An 18,078-nucleotide genomic window follows, 5' to 3' on the forward strand; every position below is an offset into this window, starting at 1 on the left:
AATGACCTTGGAAAAAATCATCGTCCGCGGTGGCAGCAAGTTAACAGGCACTGTAAAAGTTGAAGGTGCAAAGAATGCTGTTCTGCCTGTCATCGCAGCAGGTTTAATCGCTAGTGAAGGAAAAAGTATTTTAAAAGATGTACCCGCTCTTGCTGATGTTCATACAATTAGTGAAGTTTTACGATATATGAATGCCGAAGTAAATGTAGAAAACAACACTGTTACAATTGATGCATCAAAAGAGCTGACAACAGAAGCACCGTTTGAGTATGTTCGCAAAATGAGAGCTTCTGTCCTTGTATTAGGCCCGTTATTAGCTAGATATGGGCATGCGAAAGTAGCACTACCTGGAGGGTGTGCGATTGGTTCTCGACCAATTGATCAGCACCTAAAAGGGTTCGAAGCTATGGGAGCGAAAGTAAATGTCGGAAACGGCTTCATTGAAGCGTATACCGAAGGCCGTCTGAAAGGCGCTCGTATTTACTTTGACGTTCCTAGTGTTGGTGCAACAGAGAACGTTATGATGGCCGCTGCTTTAGCAGAAGGCAAAACCGTTCTTGAAAACTGCGCCAAAGAGCCAGAAATCGTTGACTTAGCTAACTACTTGAATAAGATGGGAGCAAAAGTCATCGGTGCAGGTACAGAAACGATTCGCATTACAGGTGTAGAAAAGCTTGTAGGCGCGGAGCACAACATTATTCCTGACCGTATTGAAGCAGGAACATTTATGGTTGCTGCTGCAATCACAAAAGGAAACGTACTCGTAAAAGGCGCTGAACAAGAGCATCTAAGGTCCCTTGTGGCCAAAATGGAAGAAATGGGTGTCATTATCGAAGAGGAAGACGAAGGTCTGCGTGTTATTGGACCTGAAAAGCTAAAAGCCGTTGACCTTAAGACAATGCCGCATCCAGGCTTCCCAACAGATATGCAGTCACAAATGATGGCCCTTATGCTGCAAGCAGAAGGCACAAGTGTCATTACAGAGACAGTCTTTGAGAACCGTTTCATGCACGTAGAAGAATTCCGTCGCATGAACGCGAACCTGAAGATTGAAGGCCGTTCTGTTATTGTTGAAGGTCCTTCATCCTTACAAGGTGCAGAAGTATCTGCTACAGATCTTCGCGCAGCCGCTGCCCTTATTGTGGCTGGTTTAGTAGCTGACGGTCACACTCGCGTCACTGAACTGAAGCACTTAGATCGAGGCTATGTTGATTTTGAAAGCAAGCTAGTAGCCCTTGGTGCAGATGTGGAACGCATTGATGACGAAGTTGAAGAAGAAGAAGATCATCCACAAACTGACGTTAAATCATCCTTATCATCTTAATTAGATATCGTATAGCCTAGAGACTATCTCCAATGGAGGTAGTCTCTTTTTATGTTCAATCGAAGCTAAATAAGGTGTTATGTAATGGTGCAGGGAGGTACAGACACGATCTGGACATGGTCTGAACGAATCTGTCCGTGCTCTTAAGGAATTTAGCTGTGGCTAGCCAAAATCTAGCCGTGCTCTTAAGGAATTTAGCTGTGGCGAGCCAGAATCTAGCCGTGCTCCTAAGGAATTTAGCCGTTATCAGCCAAGATCTAGACATGATCTCAATGAATATAGCCGTAGCTAGCTAAAATCTAGCCGTGCTCCTAAGGAATTTAGTTGTGCTCAGCCAGGAAATAGACATGATCTCAATGAATTTAGCCGTCGTTAGCCAGAATCTAGACATGACCTTAAGTAATTTAGTCGTCATCAATCAGAAACTAGACGTGAGTCCAATGAATCTAGACGTCAAAAGTCGTAATTCAGACACCCCCAGCACGTCACCCCTTACCTTATTCAAAGACACCTTGTCCCATCACAACAATCTACACTTTTTCTCACCTGTGGTTCTACTAAAGGGGAAATCTGTATAGATTAGATAGTAGAGTAACTAGAAAAGGGGGCTTCTGAATGAAGATGTGGAAGGGGCCGAGTTTTATAATCATAAGTGTGTTAGTTCTTATGATTCTCGTACTTCCGACGTTAATTGTCGTACCATTTATCGAACACAACAAGGAAGGAGCTACAGAACAGCCAGCTGCGACGGAGGCTGTGGCGGAGTACAATCTTGAAGAGAACCCGGCCTTTGTCGTATCGGTCCTACGTGATCAAGCAAATCAAGTGGAGGAGGTACCACTCGAGTTATATGTGTCTCGTGTTGTCGCCTCTGAAATGCCAGCAGATTTCGAAATCGAAGCCTTGAAAGCACAAGCCCTTGCGGCACGAACGTATATTGTACGGTACCTCGTCCAAGGAGAAGAGAAGCTTCAGGGCGGAGCGGACGTTACAGACACCGTTCAACACCAGGTCTACAAGAACGATGAAGAACTGCGCCAAATATGGGGCACGGATTACGAGTGGAAGATTCAGAAGGTTCGTCAAGCTGTTGGGGAAACAAAGGGTGAGATCCTGACGTTTGAAGGCGATCCGATTTTTGCTGCGTTCTTCTCCACGTCCAATGGGAAAACGGAGAACTCGGAAGATTACTGGAAGAATGAGATCCCTTATCTTCGAAGTGTCTCAAGTCCGTGGGATGAAACCTCACCAAAGTATTTAGATCAAAAGGTATTCTCTGAATCGGAAGTGGAGAACCTGTTAGCGGTGAACATCGATCCAACAAAGCCAGTGTTAGCCAATATTGAGAAAACGGAAAGTAATCGGATCTCAAAAGCAACCATTGGAGACAAAACGCTCACAGGTCGTGAAATCCGGGAGGCGCTTGCACTCCAGTCTTCTGACTTCACGGTTGAGTACAGAGATAATCATTTTATCTTTAAGACTAAAGGTTATGGTCACGGAGTTGGTATGAGTCAATTCGGAGCCAACGGCATGGCCCAAGAAGGGAAGGACTACAAAGAGATCGTAACCCATTATTACAAAGGGGTGGCGATTGAGAACGTGGACTCTTTTCTACCCAAAATGGCCTCGAAGTAAAAAAAGCGTATAAGATCCCGGATTTGTCGAAAAATAAGTTTAAAAAATTTTTTATAAAAAATGTATAGTTCTTCCTCTTTCTGATCAGAATGATTCCTGAGGTGATGATGAAATGAGAGAGGAAGAAAACAAAAGCGTTTCAAAAAACAATTGGAAACGTGTTTTCCGCAAAAAATGGTTTTTCCCAAGTGTTTATCTAGTTGCTGCAGCTTTGATTTTGACAGGAGTACTTGTTTTCCAAAGTATGAATCAGAACGTGGATAACGTTCAACCTGAAGAAGGCCAACAAGAAGGTGGCATTGAGTACTCTTACGAGGACGACCAATCTGTACCGGTTATGGACCTGAATGAGAACTTAAACATGCCAGTTTTAAATCAAGACCAAGCTGTCATCAAAACAAAGTTCTACGATCATGACAGCAGCAGCGAAGAGAAAGAACAGGCCATCATTCAATTCAACAACAAATTTTACCAAAGTAATGGAATTGACATTGCACGAGAAGATGGCGAATCTTTTGATGTGGTAGCTTCTGCAACAGGAACCGTCACGGAAGTAAAAGAAGATGCGCTATATGGCAAATACATCGAGATCACACATGAAGACGACATCAAGACTCGTTACATGAGCTTAGGTGACGTCCTTGTAGAAGTCGGTGCCAAGGTTAATCAAGACGACGTAATCGGAACATCCGGACGCAGTCTAGCTGGACAAGCTAGTGGCCTCCACGTACACTTTGAAGTACGTAACGGCGACCAAGCTCTAAATCCAGAAGATTACTTCTTCCAACCACTAAGCAAACTTAAGGATCAAACAGATGCTAATGCTGAAGCGGACAAAGAAGAAGGTGCTGAAGTTGAAGGCGAAGGCGAAGGCCAGGACCAGGACCTAAACCAAGGCGAAGACCAAGGTCAAACTGAAGATGGATCTGAAGATGTAGAGGATGGCGAATCCACTGATGCAGACGAAGACAAACAACCTGAAACAGAACAACCAAACGAAGATGAAGAAGAATCATCGATCTCGATGACAAACGCATAAAGAACAGAAAAAACCACCCTATGGGTGGTTTTTTCACGTTCCCGTACTAAAGCGTGTCAGACACCCGCTAGTGCGGTGGAGAGTTAAAGCGTGCCAGACACCCGCTAGTGCGGTGAAGAACTAAAGGGTGTCTGACACGCTTCATTGCTGTAAAGCCTAAAGGTGTGCGGCATATGGAGGTTTTGTCGATTTAGTTCTTGTTTTGTAGAAAGGGTATCAATTATTCTGAAATTTTGGTAATTTTAGTTTGGCATTGTTTGAGACTGTCACAATTTGTTTCTAAAAAAGTCCGGTTATGGGGTGATGATATCCATGAGTGCAAAAGCTATTATTCGAGAGTTGTCTACACAGAATATTTCTCTTTATATGTTGAAGAATACACTTCCTAAAATACACGGGAAGGACCAGGCTCTTCACATGATTAAAGAGATTTGCTTAGAGAGAAAGACTCCCGAAGCTCGCCAACACGGTATGGAGTTTTTGATTGTGAATGATTTAGATAAAGAATTATTGTGGATGATAGAAGAAAATAAGCGATCTACAGATATCATGGACCGTTCCTGGGGACAGTTATATGAAATCTACTACCATTACAAAAATGGAAAACTAAATATTAGTCAAACATTTGATAATCTTCAAGAAATTGTTTTAGTTACGGGTGAACAGGAATGCTTTGTAGACTTAATTCAGTCCATTCTTTATTATGACTCGAATCGATTTAGTATGTTTGCTGTATACATAGACCGCTTCAAAGAAAAATTGGACGAGTTAGAACCATCGATCTTGAAGGAGTACCTCACGTTAAGATACAAATATCTATTATTCCGTTACCATTGGAGAAATAATGAACTCATTATCGCTCGAAAATATGCATTTAATATTATGAATGAAGACTTATCACCTGAAAGAATCGCAAAAATCCATTCGAGCCTTGCCCTTACATATCTCTTTGAAGGGTACGAGGCTACGCTCTATCATATTAACCAAGCGCAAGCGATTGCAGAGCAATATAACATTCGTTCCCTCCAATTCGTTCTTGATAACCATAATATCCCTTTTATATCAGCTGTTCACGGGAGAACTGAGGGCATTACTACACTCGATCCCACAGAAAAAGCTCACTTGGCCATTGTAAGAGGAGAAACACAACAAGCGTTAGACATTCTAGAAAAGATCCAAGACCCAACACCATTTCAGCTTTACTATCTGGGTCTTGCTAAAGAAGACAAATCAATCTTATTAGAATCTTATTTCAGATTTGTAAATGAACTCAGTCATTATTTTTTTGCCAGGCTCCCGCTTCAAGCAATGAGTCGCCTAAATATGGAGATCGTTCAATAAACACACCACCCGGTCCGTGGCAGGCACTGCCACGGACCGGGTCTATTTATGCTCTGTAACGCTTTAGAGAACGAACGCGTGCCAGACACCCTTCACTACGGTAGAGAAGTGCAGGGTGTTAGACACGCGTCATCCCTTTACATCACTAAAGGGTGTCAGACACGCACTGTCCCTTCACCGCATAAAAGGGGCAATGCCTCAGTTTGTGAAAGAAATGTGGCTAAAGTCCTTGTCCGTTGTGATGTTTTAAGCATAAAGGGTTTTTGTGAAACATATTCTGTTACAAACCGAGTTATAGAAAGGTTTGAGGTGAGAGTTTTTAGAGGTTTACCTTACCGGACATAGAAGAGCCTGCATCCTAGAAGCTGCATACTAAACATATACTTATAGCCCAGTGCCTTGTCTCATTTCACACCTTTGACATCCAATCATCAGGAGGCGAGTGGTGTGCACGATTACATCAAAGAGCGAACAATCAAGATCGGGAAATATATCGTGGAGACGAAGAAAACCGTCCGGGTCATTGCCAAGGAATTTGGCGTGTCTAAGAGTACTGTTCACAAGGATTTGACGGAGCGGTTGCCGGAAATCAATCCCGAATTAGCCAACGAGGTGAAGGATATTTTAGATTACCATAAAGCGATTCGTCACCTGCGTGGCGGGGAAGCGACGAAGAAGAAATACAAAACAAAAGCAAGTCAGGAGGCGCCTGCAAATACGGCTGGATAAGACTATGGTCCTCCCAAAGGCCTAATTCTTTTGGTATTGGAAACTTTTTTCTCTAATTATGACTAAAATTGTGGAATTTTGTGATAAAATATATTACTAGAAGAAAACTGTTTTCGGAAGTATCAGAAGAGCAGGGAGGATCAATATCTCATGTTTGCAAGAGATATAGGGATAGACTTGGGTACAGCGAACGTACTCATTCACGTAAAAGGTAAAGGTATTGTACTTAATGAACCATCCGTAGTCGCGATGGACCGTAATAGTGGTAAAGTCTTAGAAGTAGGGGATGAAGCCCGTCGTATGGTGGGACGTACTCCTGGGAATATAGAAGCAATTCGCCCGTTGAAAGATGGCGTTATTGCAGATTTTGACGTAACAGAAGCGATGCTAAAGCATTTTATCAATAAGATCAACGTTCGAGGATTCTTGTCTAAGCCTCGTATGCTGATTTGCTGCCCGACAAACATTACGAAAGTCGAGCAAAAAGCCATTAAAGAAGCAGCTGAAAAGAGCGGCGGTAAACGCGTTCTTCTTGAAGAAGAGCCGAAAGTCGCTGCAATTGGCGCTGGAATGGACATCTTCCAGCCGAGCGGGAACATGGTAGTAGATATCGGCGGTGGTACCACAGATATCGCAGTTCTATCTATGGGCGACATTGTCACCGCCTCATCTATTAAAATGGCCGGAGATAAATTCGATAACGAAATCCTTCAATACATCAAGCGGAACTACAAGCTTCTTATTGGTGAGCGCACAGCAGAAGACATCAAAGTGAACATTGCTACGGTCTTCTCTGGATCACGTAAAGAAGAGATCGACATTCGCGGGCGTGACATGGTGTCAGGTCTGCCGCGTACGATTACCGTGTACTCCGAAGAGATTGAAGGAGCACTGAAAGAATCAGTGGCCGTTATTGTTCAATCAGCGAAGCAAGTGCTAGAGCGCACACCACCTGAACTTTCAGCGGACATTATTGACCGCGGTGTGATCTTAACAGGAGGCGGTGCCTTATTACACGGCCTTGACCAACTGTTAGCAGAAGAACTCAAAGTCCCAGTCCTAGTAGCAGAAGAACCAATGAACTGTGTGGCAAAAGGGACAGGCATTATGCTTGAGAACATCGATAAATTACCGAAAAACAACATTGTCTAAGCCTGAAGGAGGACAAGTCTCGTGTTAAGAGGATTCTATACAGCAGCTTCTGGTATGCTCGCTCAACAGCGTCAGCAAGAAGCGCTCTCTAATAATCTAGCCAACTCCACAACACCTGGGTACAAAGCCGATCAATCATCGATGCGCGCTTTCCCAGAACTTTTAATGCAAAAAATGGGCGGCAAAGAAATCCCGACGCAATCCGGCGGTCTCACGCTACCTGTTAACAAGGATATCGGCGGTATGAACACTGGCGTTTATGTTCAAGAAGAGATACCTGATTTTGCTCAAGGCGATATTCGAGAAACAGGAATCCTCTCTGACATGGCACTCATCAACGGCAATATTCCCGATGAATCTGGAGCGCTTTTCTTTACCGTTCAAAATGAAAACGGCGAACAGCGCTATACGAGAAACGGGAATTTTACCGTTGATGGACAAGGCTTCCTGACTACCCACGCCGGGAACTACGTTTTGGATCAAAACGGTGCCCGGATTCAAACGGGTGGTATGGACTTTAATGTGACAAGTGATGGCATTTTAGAAGCGGGTGGACAAGCGACTCCACTCGGTCTTACATATACGAATGACGTGAACCAAATGGTGAAAGAAGGTGGGAACCTCTTCCGTTTTGATGGAGGAGAAGGCGAGGCTGTTCAGAATGCACGAACAACGGGGGATGTAACATTCTCAGTTCAACAAAATGCTCTTGAACGTTCTAATGTGGATGCTTCAAAGACGATGGTTGATATGATGAATTCCTACCGCCTTTTTGAAACCAATCAGAAAGTATTAAAAGCCTATGACCAAAGTATGGACAAGGCAGTTAATGAAATTGCCAGAGTGCGCTAGGGGGGATCTTTTACATGCTACGATCTTCAATGCAAGCGGCCGTCACGATGGGGCAGCTTCAGCAAAAGCTTGATTTAGTCGGGAACAACTTAGCCAACATGGAAACACCCGGTTACAAAACGAAGAACTCTGAATTCGCTTCTCTTCTCTACCAGCAAATCGACAACATCGAAGAAGAAGGGGACAATCCAAATCGGTTAACCCCCGATGGACTTCGCATGGGTTCAGGTGCTAAACTGGCTCATACGGACATTGATCTGTCACAGGGATCGATTAAAGAAACAGGTCGTGCGTTAGATGTGGCCCTTCAAGATGAAAAGCATCTATTTCAAATTCAAACGACCATAAACGGACAAGAAGAAACCCGCTATACACGAGACGGCTCTTTCTCCTTCACTCCGGTCAATGCTAATGAAGTCATGATGGTGACATCAAATGGCAACCCTGTTCTTGGTGAAGATGGGCCGATCGTCTTTAGCGATACGTTCGAGCAAATGACGATACGAAAAGACGGGTCGATCTTCCTTACACAGAATGGCTTGCAAAATGAAGTCGGTCGTCTTCAGATCGTTAACGCTGAGCGACCTCGATTACTTGAAGCAGCCGGTCAAAATGTGTTTCGAATCCCTGGTGAGGGAATAGGAAACCTAAACGTGGAGGACATTGTCAGCGGGGTAGCACCTGAGAACATCAATATGAAGCAAGGTGCCCTAGAAACCTCAAACGTCGACATGTCGAAACAAATGACAGATATGCTTATGATGCAACGCGCTTATCAGTTTAACAGTCGCTCGATCGCAATGGGCGACCAGATGATGGGACTAGTCAACCAGCTACGTTAAACACTCAGAAGCGCCAAACGAATGGATAAGGAGTCTGTAGGTATGCCAGAAAAGAAACAATCAGAGCCAACCAGTCGCACTGAACGACGAGAAATTCAGAAAGAACAACAGAATCAAGAGAAAACAAAGAGCCAAGCCTCGAAAGAAACCGACAAAGTTAAGAAGCAGGATAAAGAAAAGAAACCTGAACGTTATCGTCGTCGTGTCTTTCCGATCTGGTTACGGATCATTGTCGTTCTGGTCATCTGTGCACTCGCTCTCGTTGGTGGCGTTATGATCGGATATGGCGTGATTGGAGACGGAAATCCAACCGATGCCTTGAAACTTGATACGTGGCAACATATTATAGATATCGTAACGAAAACCGAATAGGAGGCTCCCTATCTATGCTAGATATCGAACAAATTAAAGACATTATCCCGCACCGCTACCCATTCCTTCTAGTTGATCAAATCACAGAACTAGAAGAAGGTAAACGCGCTGTCGGGAAAAAGAACGTAACCGCAAACGAACCTTTCTTCCAGGGCCACTTCCCGAGCTACAACGTCATGCCAGGCGTGTTGATCGTAGAAGCTCTTGCCCAAGTAGGCGCCGTAGCCATGCTGAAAAAAGAAGAAAACCAGGGTCGTCTTGCCTTCTTCACAGGCATCGATAAGTGCCGCTTTAAGCGCCAAGTGCGCCCAGGCGACACACTAATTCTAGAAGTCGAAATCATCCGTGCTAAAGCCAGCATCGGAAAAGGAAAAGCCACAGCCAAAACAGCTGAAGGCGAAACCGTCTGTGAAGCTGAAATCATGTTCGCCCTAGGCGATAAAGAAGATTAATCATTACGTGTAACGCTCCAGTGCTATTATGTAGCTTTGGAGCGTTTTTTGTTTGGAGGCACGTGGGAAGTGCCCGAACGTCGCTCAAAAGCGTCGGAACGAGGGAGGAGAGTGACGGGAGGTCCTGGCGAAGTGCCCGGACGCCGCGCAAAAGCATCCGAACGAGCGCGAAAGTGACGAGACGCCCGCCCGAAGTGCCCGGACGCCGCTCAAAAGCGTCCGAACGAGGGAGGAAAGTGACGGGAGGTCCTGGCGAAGTGCCCGGACGCCACTCAAAAGCATCCGAACGAGCGCGAAAGTGACGAGACGCCTGCCCGAAGTGCCCGGACGCCGCTCAAAAGCGTCCGAACGAGCGCGAAAGTGACGAGACGCCCGCCCGAAGTGCCCTGACGCCGCTCAAAAGCGTCCGAACGAGCGCGAAAGTGACAAGACGCCCGCCCGAAGTGCCCGGACGCCGCGCAAAAGTGTCCGAACGAGCGAGAAAGTGACGAGACGCTCGCCCGAAGTGCCCGGACGCCGCGCGAAAGTGTCCGAACGAGCGAGAAAGTGACGAGACGCTCGCCCGAAGTGCCCGGACGCCAGTCAAAAGCATCCAGACCAGCTCCAGAGTGTCCGAACCCCGCCCAAATACATCCTCCCACCTCAAAAAAACAAAACCCAAAAAGTGTAAAAAACCATGCATACTTTTCCAATAAAAGCTCATTCTAACAACTAGTACAACGGAACTCCTGAAGAATCAGGGGATTCCACTATACTTAGGAGGAATGAACATGAAGAAAAGTTGGTTATTTAAATTAGGTGCTTCAGCGCTTGCACTATCTCTAATGGCGGCTTGTGGTGATACTGAGGAAGAAACGCCTGAAGAAAACGAGCAGCAACAAGAAGAACAGAAGCAAGATGAGCAACAGATGGAAGAAGATAAGAAAGATGAAATGGAAAACGATGAGGACATGAAACAAGAAGAGAATCAAAAAGAAGAAGAGAACATGGACAAAGAAGAAGAAAAAATGAATGAAGATGATAACATGCAACAAGGCGATAAAGAAGGAAACACAAACAATACAGATGACGATATGAACGATTAATGGAAAAACCCACTACCATAAAGGTAGTGGGTTTTTGCTTCGCCTTGAGAATACACTCAAGCCTTCGTATCAATGACGGCTCCGAGAGTTGGATGCTCGGGTTCTTTTAACGAATCCTCGATCATCTTCACGTCCTCGTTACCTTTTGTCTGCATACGCGTTAACGCCTTGTCCATTAAGGACAGATTTGCCTGACGCTTCACGTCGTATGTACCAGTGGCAGGATGCATCTCCCCCATGTCAGCATGACCTCCCAATATATGGTGACCCCCAGTATATCAGATATATAGCAATTTCGAGCGGAAAATAGTTCTAAAATACTACTTCAAATAAAAATTTGAAGAAATATACAAATAATTCTCAAAATTCAAGTGTTATTCCGGTATAATAGAATCACATAAATGTAAATATATTCTATAAGGAGGCAAGCGATGGGGGAAGAAGTGAGAGAGGCTTATATAATTAATCCAGATACAATGGCAGTCTTCTCAAATCTCCATCCCACCAATGTATCCAAAATCCTCGAACCAAACCGTGTGATCTATTGTAGAAAAACACCTAAACAGATCATAACCGAGTCGTGTTTGATGGGAGGATCGACTCTTATTGGAAGACAGATGGCGATGGAGAAGATATTACAGACAAAAAGCAAGCTCCCGGTACCCGTAAATCCGAGTGAGGGGACATTTATGTTTCCCACAATGTCCCCGCGCAATATGTATTGTGGATGGATCTCATTTTACCACGTAAAGGAATATGAAGAGAATAAAGGAGACCAGGGCAGTAAGGTGATGTTCTCTGATGAATCCATCATAGATATCACAACTTCAGGTTACTCCATTAAGCGGCAAATGCAGCTAACAGGACTGGCCATTGCAACCTTCTCACGCTCCTTATACATGAAATCCTGAATGTAAGAAGAGTCTGCTCCCAAGCAGGCTCTTCTTTTTGCTCACAAATAGAAAATGTTTCCGTTTGCTTTATTGGGGAGTAAGGTGGCCCTGGAAATCACTCGCTTTCCGCGGGCGAGCTGTCGAGCCTCCTCGGGCAAAGTTCGTGCCCTCCGGGGTCTCGTCGACCTCTTTCTCCCGCAGGAGTCTCGCAATTTCCAGGGCCACCTTCGCCGAATTGGGTGGAACGGAAACCCGCGCTATATGTGAGGAGAGGATTAGAGGTGATTAGGTGAGGTCCGTTCACCACTTTTGACAGGGCATGCTATGGGTTTTGCGAACGGCCCCCAACATAAGCTGGGTGTGTTTTATACATCTTCCAGGGGCCTATAGCATGTTTCCATTACTCCAATTATGGTAAAGGTGAACCGGGAAATCGCGAGACTCCTGCGGCATTGGGAGCTTAGGGGAGACCCCGGAAAGCGCGTAGCGATTGAGGAGGCTCCCCAGCTCGCCGCGGAAAGGGAGTGATTTCCCGGTTCACCTTAAGCTCATAATAACGTTAATGGAAACATTCTCTCCGCATAAGTTTATGAAACCACCCAACCTCGTCCATACTAAAAAAGACACGCTCTATACACATTTAAGAGGTGGAAGCTATTGTAAAGGGACACCCAATATAGTATAGTATCCATGGCTTGACTGACCAGTCATGCCCAGTCCTCTATCTTACCCAGCTGTGGGATGATATGCTAGAGGGAGAGAGGATGAAGACTTTATGAATGAGAAGAAACAACGCATCATTGAAACCGGGATGAAGCTATTTGCAACGAAAGGGTTCCATTCCACATCCATACAAGAAATTGCCGACCAAAGTGGGGTCTCGAAGGGCGCTTTTTACCTGCATTTCTCTTCAAAAGAAGACCTGACGTTAAACATTCACCAATACTACTACAATGACCTTGTCGAGCGAGTAGAGGAAGTTCGGAAACAAGCGCTGCCGCCGAAGGAGTCATTAGCCCGCCAGATTCAAGTCTATATAGAAGCTTTTCAAAATAATAAAGAATTTATCATTATGCATATGCGCGATAACGTCGATATTAAATCAGAAGCCAATAGCTTTATGATGGAGATGCGCAAGCAAAACTTCAGGTGGAGTAATGAGAACCTCCTCAATATTTACGGGGAAGCGCTTACGCCTAAGATCGTTGACGCAAGCATTCTATTAGAAGGAATGATGGAGAGCTATTTTAAGTGGCTCGTCATTGATCAGTTGCCTCTTGATGCCAAACGTTTAGCCGATTTTATCGTTAGACGATTGGATGATGCGATAACTGGACTAATGAAAGAATCAGATGATCCGCTTATCACGAAAGAACAGGTGGAGTCGATCTCCATGGGGCTTGATCTGCCTGAGGAAGATGAGAGTATTCTGGGGCAGCTAGAGTCGATGAAAGAGAAAATAAAGACCCTTTCCCTACATAAGAATCGCATCGAAGAACTGACGCATGCTTTAGAGATTATAGAGAATGAAGTGAAGAAGGAGAAGCCTGAAACGGTAATGATTCAGGGAATGCTTGCTCACTTTAAAGATCTGCCGGAAATGGAACAAGACTGCCAGGACATTGCAGACCGTATGAACATTTCCTTATTGTAAGAGACAACTGAGGGGAGTACGAGAAGAATGAACAAGAAGGTATTAGCCGGAGCCATGCTGACCCTATCCCTAGTGTTAGGAGCATGCTCTGATGATTCAACAGAAGGCACACAGTCAGAAGTGGAACAAGTGACGCCCGTAGAAGTGGCGCAAGTAAGTAAAGGCGACCTCGTCGTTGAGCGTGAAGTGTTTGGACGGGCCATGCCGAGCAAGAATGCACCGATCCTGCCGAAATCAACAGGCGAACTGGTGGAGGTGAACGTATCGAAAGGAGATACCGTTCAAAAAGGTGACGTCATTGGCCGAGTCAGTGCTTCCAATGTAAATGACCAGATTGAGGTCCAGAAGATTTCCGTCCAGTCTGCCCAAAAGCAGCTCGAAGCGGCAAGAAGTCAGCGTGACGCCGCTGAAGAATCGCTTCGTGACGCGCGTGAACAATTAAATGACGCTAAGGAGCAGGAAGACAAGCTCATGGGCCCTGCAAAAGAAAACGCCAAACAAGCCGTAAGCCAAGCAGAGCGTGCCGTCGACCAGGCAGAAGCGCAGTATGATAGTGCACAGATTAGCGTCGAACAGGCTCAGCTCCAGGTGGATCAGGCTCAGGCGCAACTCGACTCAACCAGAGGTCAGCTAAGTAACGCGGCCATTGTAGCGACCATATCAGGCGAAGTCACGTCCGTGAACGGCGAAGTAGGGGATATGGTGTCCGGTCAGCAACCATTTGCGACGATTGTAGCGCTGAACCCGATCACCTTACAAGTTTCCGTAACAGCCGATGAACTTTCTCTATTTAAAAAAGATCAAGAGATTCCGGCTTTCATGAGTTCACTAGATGAAGACGTAACCTCGAAGGTGACCTACATCTCATCCATTACAAACGACAGTGGCTTGTACCCGGTTGAGGCAACCGTCACAAATGCAGATGCCAAGATCAAACCAGGCATGATGGCCACACTTCAGCTACCTGAAATGACCGTCGCCGATAAAATTTTGGTCCCAACTTCTGCAGTAGTAGAAGAAAATGAAGAAACGTACGTGTACATCATTGAAGAGGAACGTGCGGTGAAAACAGCTGTAGAAGTCGTTCGGGCTCAGTCTGACCTTACGGCGATTACAGGCGACGTGACGGAAGGAGATCAAGTCGTAACGAAAGGGCAGCTCACTCTGTCCGATGACAACAAGATCCGCATCATGAAGGAGGTAGACTAGTGAAACTCGTCGAATCCTCCGTTAAACGACCCGTCGGCGTCTTTATGATCGTCCTTGCGATCGTCGCTCTTGGCTTCGTTTCACTACGAAACCTGACGATCGACCTTTATCCTGAGATCGATCTACCTATTGCCGTCGTGTCGACACAATATCCGGATGCTGCCCCGCAGGAAGTGGAGAAACTCGTCAGCCGTCCAGTCGAATCGGCTGTCAGTTCCATTGAGGGCATTAACACCGTGCAATCCCAGTCTCAGCCTGGCGCATCCCTCGTGATTCTGATGTTTGAGAATGGGACGAACTTAGATAACGCTCTTCTCGACGTCCGGGAAAAAGTCGACCAGATTAAAGGGCTCCTGCCAGAAGATGCTGCGGACCCGAGCATATTACGCTTTGATCCACAGCAAATTCCAGTCATGTGGGTGGGCTTATCTGGTAAAGATGCTTCAAGTCTGCAAGGAATCGCTGAAGATAACATCGTTCCCTATTTTGAACGGCAGGGGGGTGTCGGATCTGTCAGCATCGAAGGGGGCCGCTCCCGGGAGGTGCAAGTGCAGATCGACCGTGCGAGAATGGCGCAATACGGCTTAAACGCTCAGACTCTCGTGCAGGCTATTAACGCAGCCAACCAGTCCACGTCAGCAGGCGTGCTTGAAAAAGGGGACCAAGACCTGCAGGTTCGCATTCAGGGAGAGTTCGAAACGATTGAAGATGTGAAAGAAACGATCATCACCTCTCCAACTGGAGCTCAGCTAGAACTGGAGGACGTGACAACGGTTAAAGACACGTTCAAAGACGTGACCACGATCTCCCGCGTCAACGGCCAGCCCTCTGTTGTCTTATCCGTTTTGAAAAAATCAGACGGGAACACAGTAGAAGTAGCCAACAACGTAGCAGCGGCTAAGGATGACGTGGAGGAGGATTTACCTAGTGATGTGAGCATGGACATCGTGTTTGATACCTCGACCTTTATCAAACAATCGATTCGCTCTGTTGTACAAAACATCATTCTCGGTGGTCTGTTCTCCGTACTCATTCTGCTCTTATTCCTGAAGAGTGTACGGGCAACGATCGTTATTGGGATTTCCATTCCGATTGCGATCATCTCAACATTTACGCTTATGTACTTTACTGGCAACACGTTGAACGTCCTCACGATGGGCGGACTCGCTTTAGGAATCGGAATGATGGTCGATAGCTCGATCGTCATACTAGAAAATATCGTCGCCTACAGGCAGAACGGATACTCGCTCAAAGAAGCGGCCAAACAAGGGGCATCAGAACTCGCACCTGCCGTTATTGCCTCAACGACGACAACGCTCGTGGTATTCTTGCCGATCGTATTCGTTGAAGGAATCGCATCAGAACTGTTCACGCCACTCGCGTTAACCGTTTCCTTCTCACTCGTCGCATCCTTAATCGTCTCGATCACGCTCATTCCAATGCTGTCATCGAAGCTCTTAACGAAAGCGATGAAGGACAACGGACGCCGCTACTGGTTCGACCGTTTCATGGACAAAATCAACAACGGCTATCGCTCGATGCTTCGCGGGGTGCTAAGACATCGTCTCATTACGGTCATCGTTACGATTCTCGCAATCGTCGGAAGCGGATTTCTCGCACCTCTCCTTGGTACGGAATTCATTCCACCATCTGACCAGGGCCAAATCGAGGTAACCGTTGAAGCACCATCCGGAACGTCCTTAGAAGGAACAGAATCGATTACAAAACAAATCGACCAAAAGTTAGAACCATACGAAGAGATCATTTCATCGAATTACTTAAGCATCGGTGGAGGAGGCTTCGAAGGATTCTCATCAACAGCCAATGAAGCCACCTACACGATACAGCTCGTCCCACCAGAAGAACGGGACAAAACAACATCCACTGTGATGCAAGAGATGGATGAAGATCTCCGTGATATAGTTGGGGCTGAAATCACCGTTAGTGAAATGGCAGCGGGTCTTGGGACAGGGGCTCCAGTTCAGATTCAGCTAAACGGTGAAGAATATGAAGTCTTACGGGAACTTGCCGATCAAGTCACCTGGACGATTGACCAGATCGACGGCGTTCACAATCCTGAATCATCAGCTTCAGAAGGGCGCCCTGAAATCCAGGTCAACGTCGACCGGGACAAAGCCGCGCAGTACGGCCTTTCCTATCAGCAGGTGATGAGCCAGGTGCAGCTTGGCTTTAGCGGTCAAACGGCCACCCGTTTCCGTGAAGCTGGGGAGGAAATCGATGTGCGCATCATTCTTCCAGATGATGAACGTCGCACGATTAGCGATTTAGAATCGATGAATATCCAAACCCAGACGGGCGACATGATCCCGCTCGCAACCGTCGCTGAGCTCGAACAAGTCCAGGGACCATCGACATTGCTTCGTGAGAATCAGCAAAAGCAAGTCAACGTCACAAGCGACATTGTAAACCGCGACCTTGGAAGCATTACAGAAGATATTCGATCCGAACTCGATCGCATTAACTTCCCAGAAGGCTATTCCTATTCAATAGGGGGACAGGCAGAGGACATGGCTGATTCCTTTGGAGATCTGGCACTAGCGTTGATCTTCTCGATCTTCCTTGTCTACGCCGTAATGGCCGTGCAGTTTGAGAACTTCCTGTATCCATTTGTCATCATGTTCTCGATGCCAGCTACAATTATTGGCGTACTTGGCGGCCTATTCATTACAGGGAAGCCGATTAGTGTACCAGCTATCATCGGGGTCATCATGCTCGCCGGGATCGTTGTAAACAACGCGATTGTGCTCGTGGATTACATTAACATCGTCAGACGAAAAGGCGTCGATCGCTACGAAGCGATTCTAGAAGCGGGACCAAGTCGCCTTCGCCCGATCTTAATGACCACACTCACAACCGTACTCGGAATGATTCCACTAGCCTTAGGACTAGGAGAAGGCGCAGAAGCCCAGCAGCCGATGGCGATCACCATTATCTTTGGTCTCACCGTCTCAAGCTTCTTCACGCTCTTACTCATCCCGGTTGTCTACACGTATTTCGACGACCTATCCAAGAAAATCGTCCGCCTCTTCCAACGAGGCAACAAAAAACAAACCAAAACCGAAACAGAATCATAAAAAAGGAAGGAACAGGCCGCCCGCGGCCTGTTCCTTTTACTTTAGTAGAGTGAAGCGTGTCTGACACGCGGTGTTGCTTTAAAGGATAGCAGGGTGTCTGACACCCTGCTATCCTTTACTGTATTAAAATACTTTTGACTTTAGTGGGCAGGGTGAACGTCGAGAAAATGAACTCTGACATCTAGAACGAGGCCACGCACGTCAAGAAAACCGTCCCTTACGTCTAGAAAAAACATCCGCACGACGAGAAACCCGAATCTAACGTCGAGAAAGAGCTACACCACGTCCATATTCTCCTCTCAAACGTCTAGAAAACCATCCTAACGGCTAAATACTATCATCAATCCTCTACAGCACTAAAGGGTGTCAGACACACACCAACGCTCTACAGCACTAAACCG

The 18,078-nt window shown here is 46.2% G+C and carries 16 protein-coding genes; 15 read left to right on the forward strand and 1 reads right to left on the reverse strand.

Going from position 1 to position 18,078, the window contains the following annotated elements; all coding sequences use genetic code 11:
• Nucleotides 1-7: 7 nt before the first annotated feature.
• The 11 genes from murA (at nt 8) to LQ226_RS10055 (ending at nt 10,826) form a co-directional block, all read left to right on the forward strand.
• Entirely contained in the window at nt 8-1,324 is a 1,317-nt protein-coding gene (gene murA, locus LQ226_RS10005) for a UDP-N-acetylglucosamine 1-carboxyvinyltransferase (RefSeq protein WP_231417752.1), read from the forward strand.
• A 615-nt stretch (nt 1,325-1,939) separates the two neighbouring features.
• Nucleotides 1,940-2,962: a stage II sporulation protein D gene (spoIID, locus tag LQ226_RS10010; protein WP_231417753.1), complete on the forward strand. Its 1,023-nt coding sequence runs from the start codon at nt 1,940-1,942 to the stop codon at nt 2,960-2,962.
• Between the two features lie 112 nt (nt 2,963-3,074).
• Nucleotides 3,075-4,001: a stage II sporulation protein SpoIIQ gene (spoIIQ, locus tag LQ226_RS10015; RefSeq protein WP_231417754.1), complete on the forward strand. Its 927-nt coding sequence runs from the start codon at nt 3,075-3,077 to the stop codon at nt 3,999-4,001.
• A 312-nt stretch (nt 4,002-4,313) separates the two neighbouring features.
• Nucleotides 4,314-5,342 carry an AimR family lysis-lysogeny pheromone receptor gene (locus tag LQ226_RS10020; RefSeq protein ID WP_231417755.1) on the forward strand — a complete coding sequence of 343 codons (1,029 nt, stop codon included), beginning with the start codon at nt 4,314-4,316 and terminating at the stop codon, nt 5,340-5,342.
• Nucleotides 5,343-5,789: 447 nt separating this feature from the next.
• Nucleotides 5,790-6,071, forward strand: a complete 282-nt coding sequence (spoIIID, locus tag LQ226_RS10025) for a sporulation transcriptional regulator SpoIIID (RefSeq protein WP_231417756.1) — start codon at nt 5,790-5,792, stop codon at nt 6,069-6,071.
• A 150-nt stretch (nt 6,072-6,221) separates the two neighbouring features.
• Complete coding sequence (mreB, locus tag LQ226_RS10030; protein WP_231417757.1) at nt 6,222-7,223, forward strand: rod shape-determining protein; 1,002 nt, start codon at nt 6,222-6,224, stop codon at nt 7,221-7,223.
• Nucleotides 7,224-7,244: 21 nt separating this feature from the next.
• Nucleotides 7,245-8,075: a flagellar hook-basal body protein gene (locus LQ226_RS10035; protein WP_231417758.1), complete on the forward strand. Its 831-nt coding sequence runs from the start codon at nt 7,245-7,247 to the stop codon at nt 8,073-8,075.
• Between the two features lie 14 nt (nt 8,076-8,089).
• Nucleotides 8,090-8,917 carry a flagellar hook-basal body protein gene (locus LQ226_RS10040; RefSeq protein ID WP_231417759.1) on the forward strand — a complete coding sequence of 276 codons (828 nt, stop codon included), beginning with the start codon at nt 8,090-8,092 and terminating at the stop codon, nt 8,915-8,917.
• A gap of 42 nt (nt 8,918-8,959) precedes the next feature.
• Nucleotides 8,960-9,289, forward strand: a complete 330-nt coding sequence (locus LQ226_RS10045) for a DNA-directed RNA polymerase subunit beta (protein WP_231417760.1) — start codon at nt 8,960-8,962, stop codon at nt 9,287-9,289.
• Between the two features lie 14 nt (nt 9,290-9,303).
• Complete coding sequence (gene fabZ / locus LQ226_RS10050; RefSeq protein WP_231417761.1) at nt 9,304-9,741, forward strand: 3-hydroxyacyl-ACP dehydratase FabZ; 438 nt, start codon at nt 9,304-9,306, stop codon at nt 9,739-9,741.
• A gap of 770 nt (nt 9,742-10,511) precedes the next feature.
• On the forward strand, nt 10,512-10,826 hold the full coding sequence (locus LQ226_RS10055; RefSeq protein WP_231417762.1) for a hypothetical protein: 315 nt from the start codon (nt 10,512-10,514) through the stop codon (nt 10,824-10,826).
• 56 nt (nt 10,827-10,882) lie between these two features.
• On the opposite strand, the gene LQ226_RS10060 is transcribed toward LQ226_RS10055, so the two are convergent.
• The gene (locus tag LQ226_RS10060; protein ID WP_231417763.1) at nt 10,883-11,065 is read right to left on the reverse strand and encodes a putative motility protein; all 183 of its coding nucleotides are present in this window, start codon (nt 11,063-11,065) and stop codon (nt 10,883-10,885) included.
• A gap of 192 nt (nt 11,066-11,257) precedes the next feature.
• Between LQ226_RS10060 and LQ226_RS10065 the strand changes: the two genes are divergently transcribed.
• From LQ226_RS10065 to LQ226_RS10080, 4 genes are all read left to right on the forward strand, one after another.
• A complete protein-coding gene (locus LQ226_RS10065; RefSeq protein ID WP_231417764.1) occupies nt 11,258-11,737 on the forward strand; it encodes a competence protein ComK in 480 nt (159 codons plus the stop codon).
• A 757-nt stretch (nt 11,738-12,494) separates the two neighbouring features.
• Entirely contained in the window at nt 12,495-13,373 is an 879-nt protein-coding gene (locus tag LQ226_RS10070; RefSeq protein WP_231417765.1) for a TetR/AcrR family transcriptional regulator, read from the forward strand.
• A gap of 27 nt (nt 13,374-13,400) precedes the next feature.
• The gene (locus LQ226_RS10075; protein ID WP_231417766.1) at nt 13,401-14,582 is read left to right on the forward strand and encodes an efflux RND transporter periplasmic adaptor subunit; all 1,182 of its coding nucleotides are present in this window, start codon (nt 13,401-13,403) and stop codon (nt 14,580-14,582) included.
• Complete coding sequence (locus LQ226_RS10080) at nt 14,582-17,677, forward strand: efflux RND transporter permease subunit (protein WP_231417767.1); 3,096 nt, start codon at nt 14,582-14,584, stop codon at nt 17,675-17,677. Before LQ226_RS10075 ends, LQ226_RS10080 begins: the two co-directional genes overlap by 1 nt.
• The last annotated feature ends 401 nt before the right edge of the window (nt 17,678-18,078 follow it).

It is taken from the genome of Pontibacillus sp. HN14, assembly GCF_021129245.1.
Classification (GTDB): domain Bacteria; phylum Bacillota; class Bacilli; order Bacillales; family BH030062; genus Pontibacillus.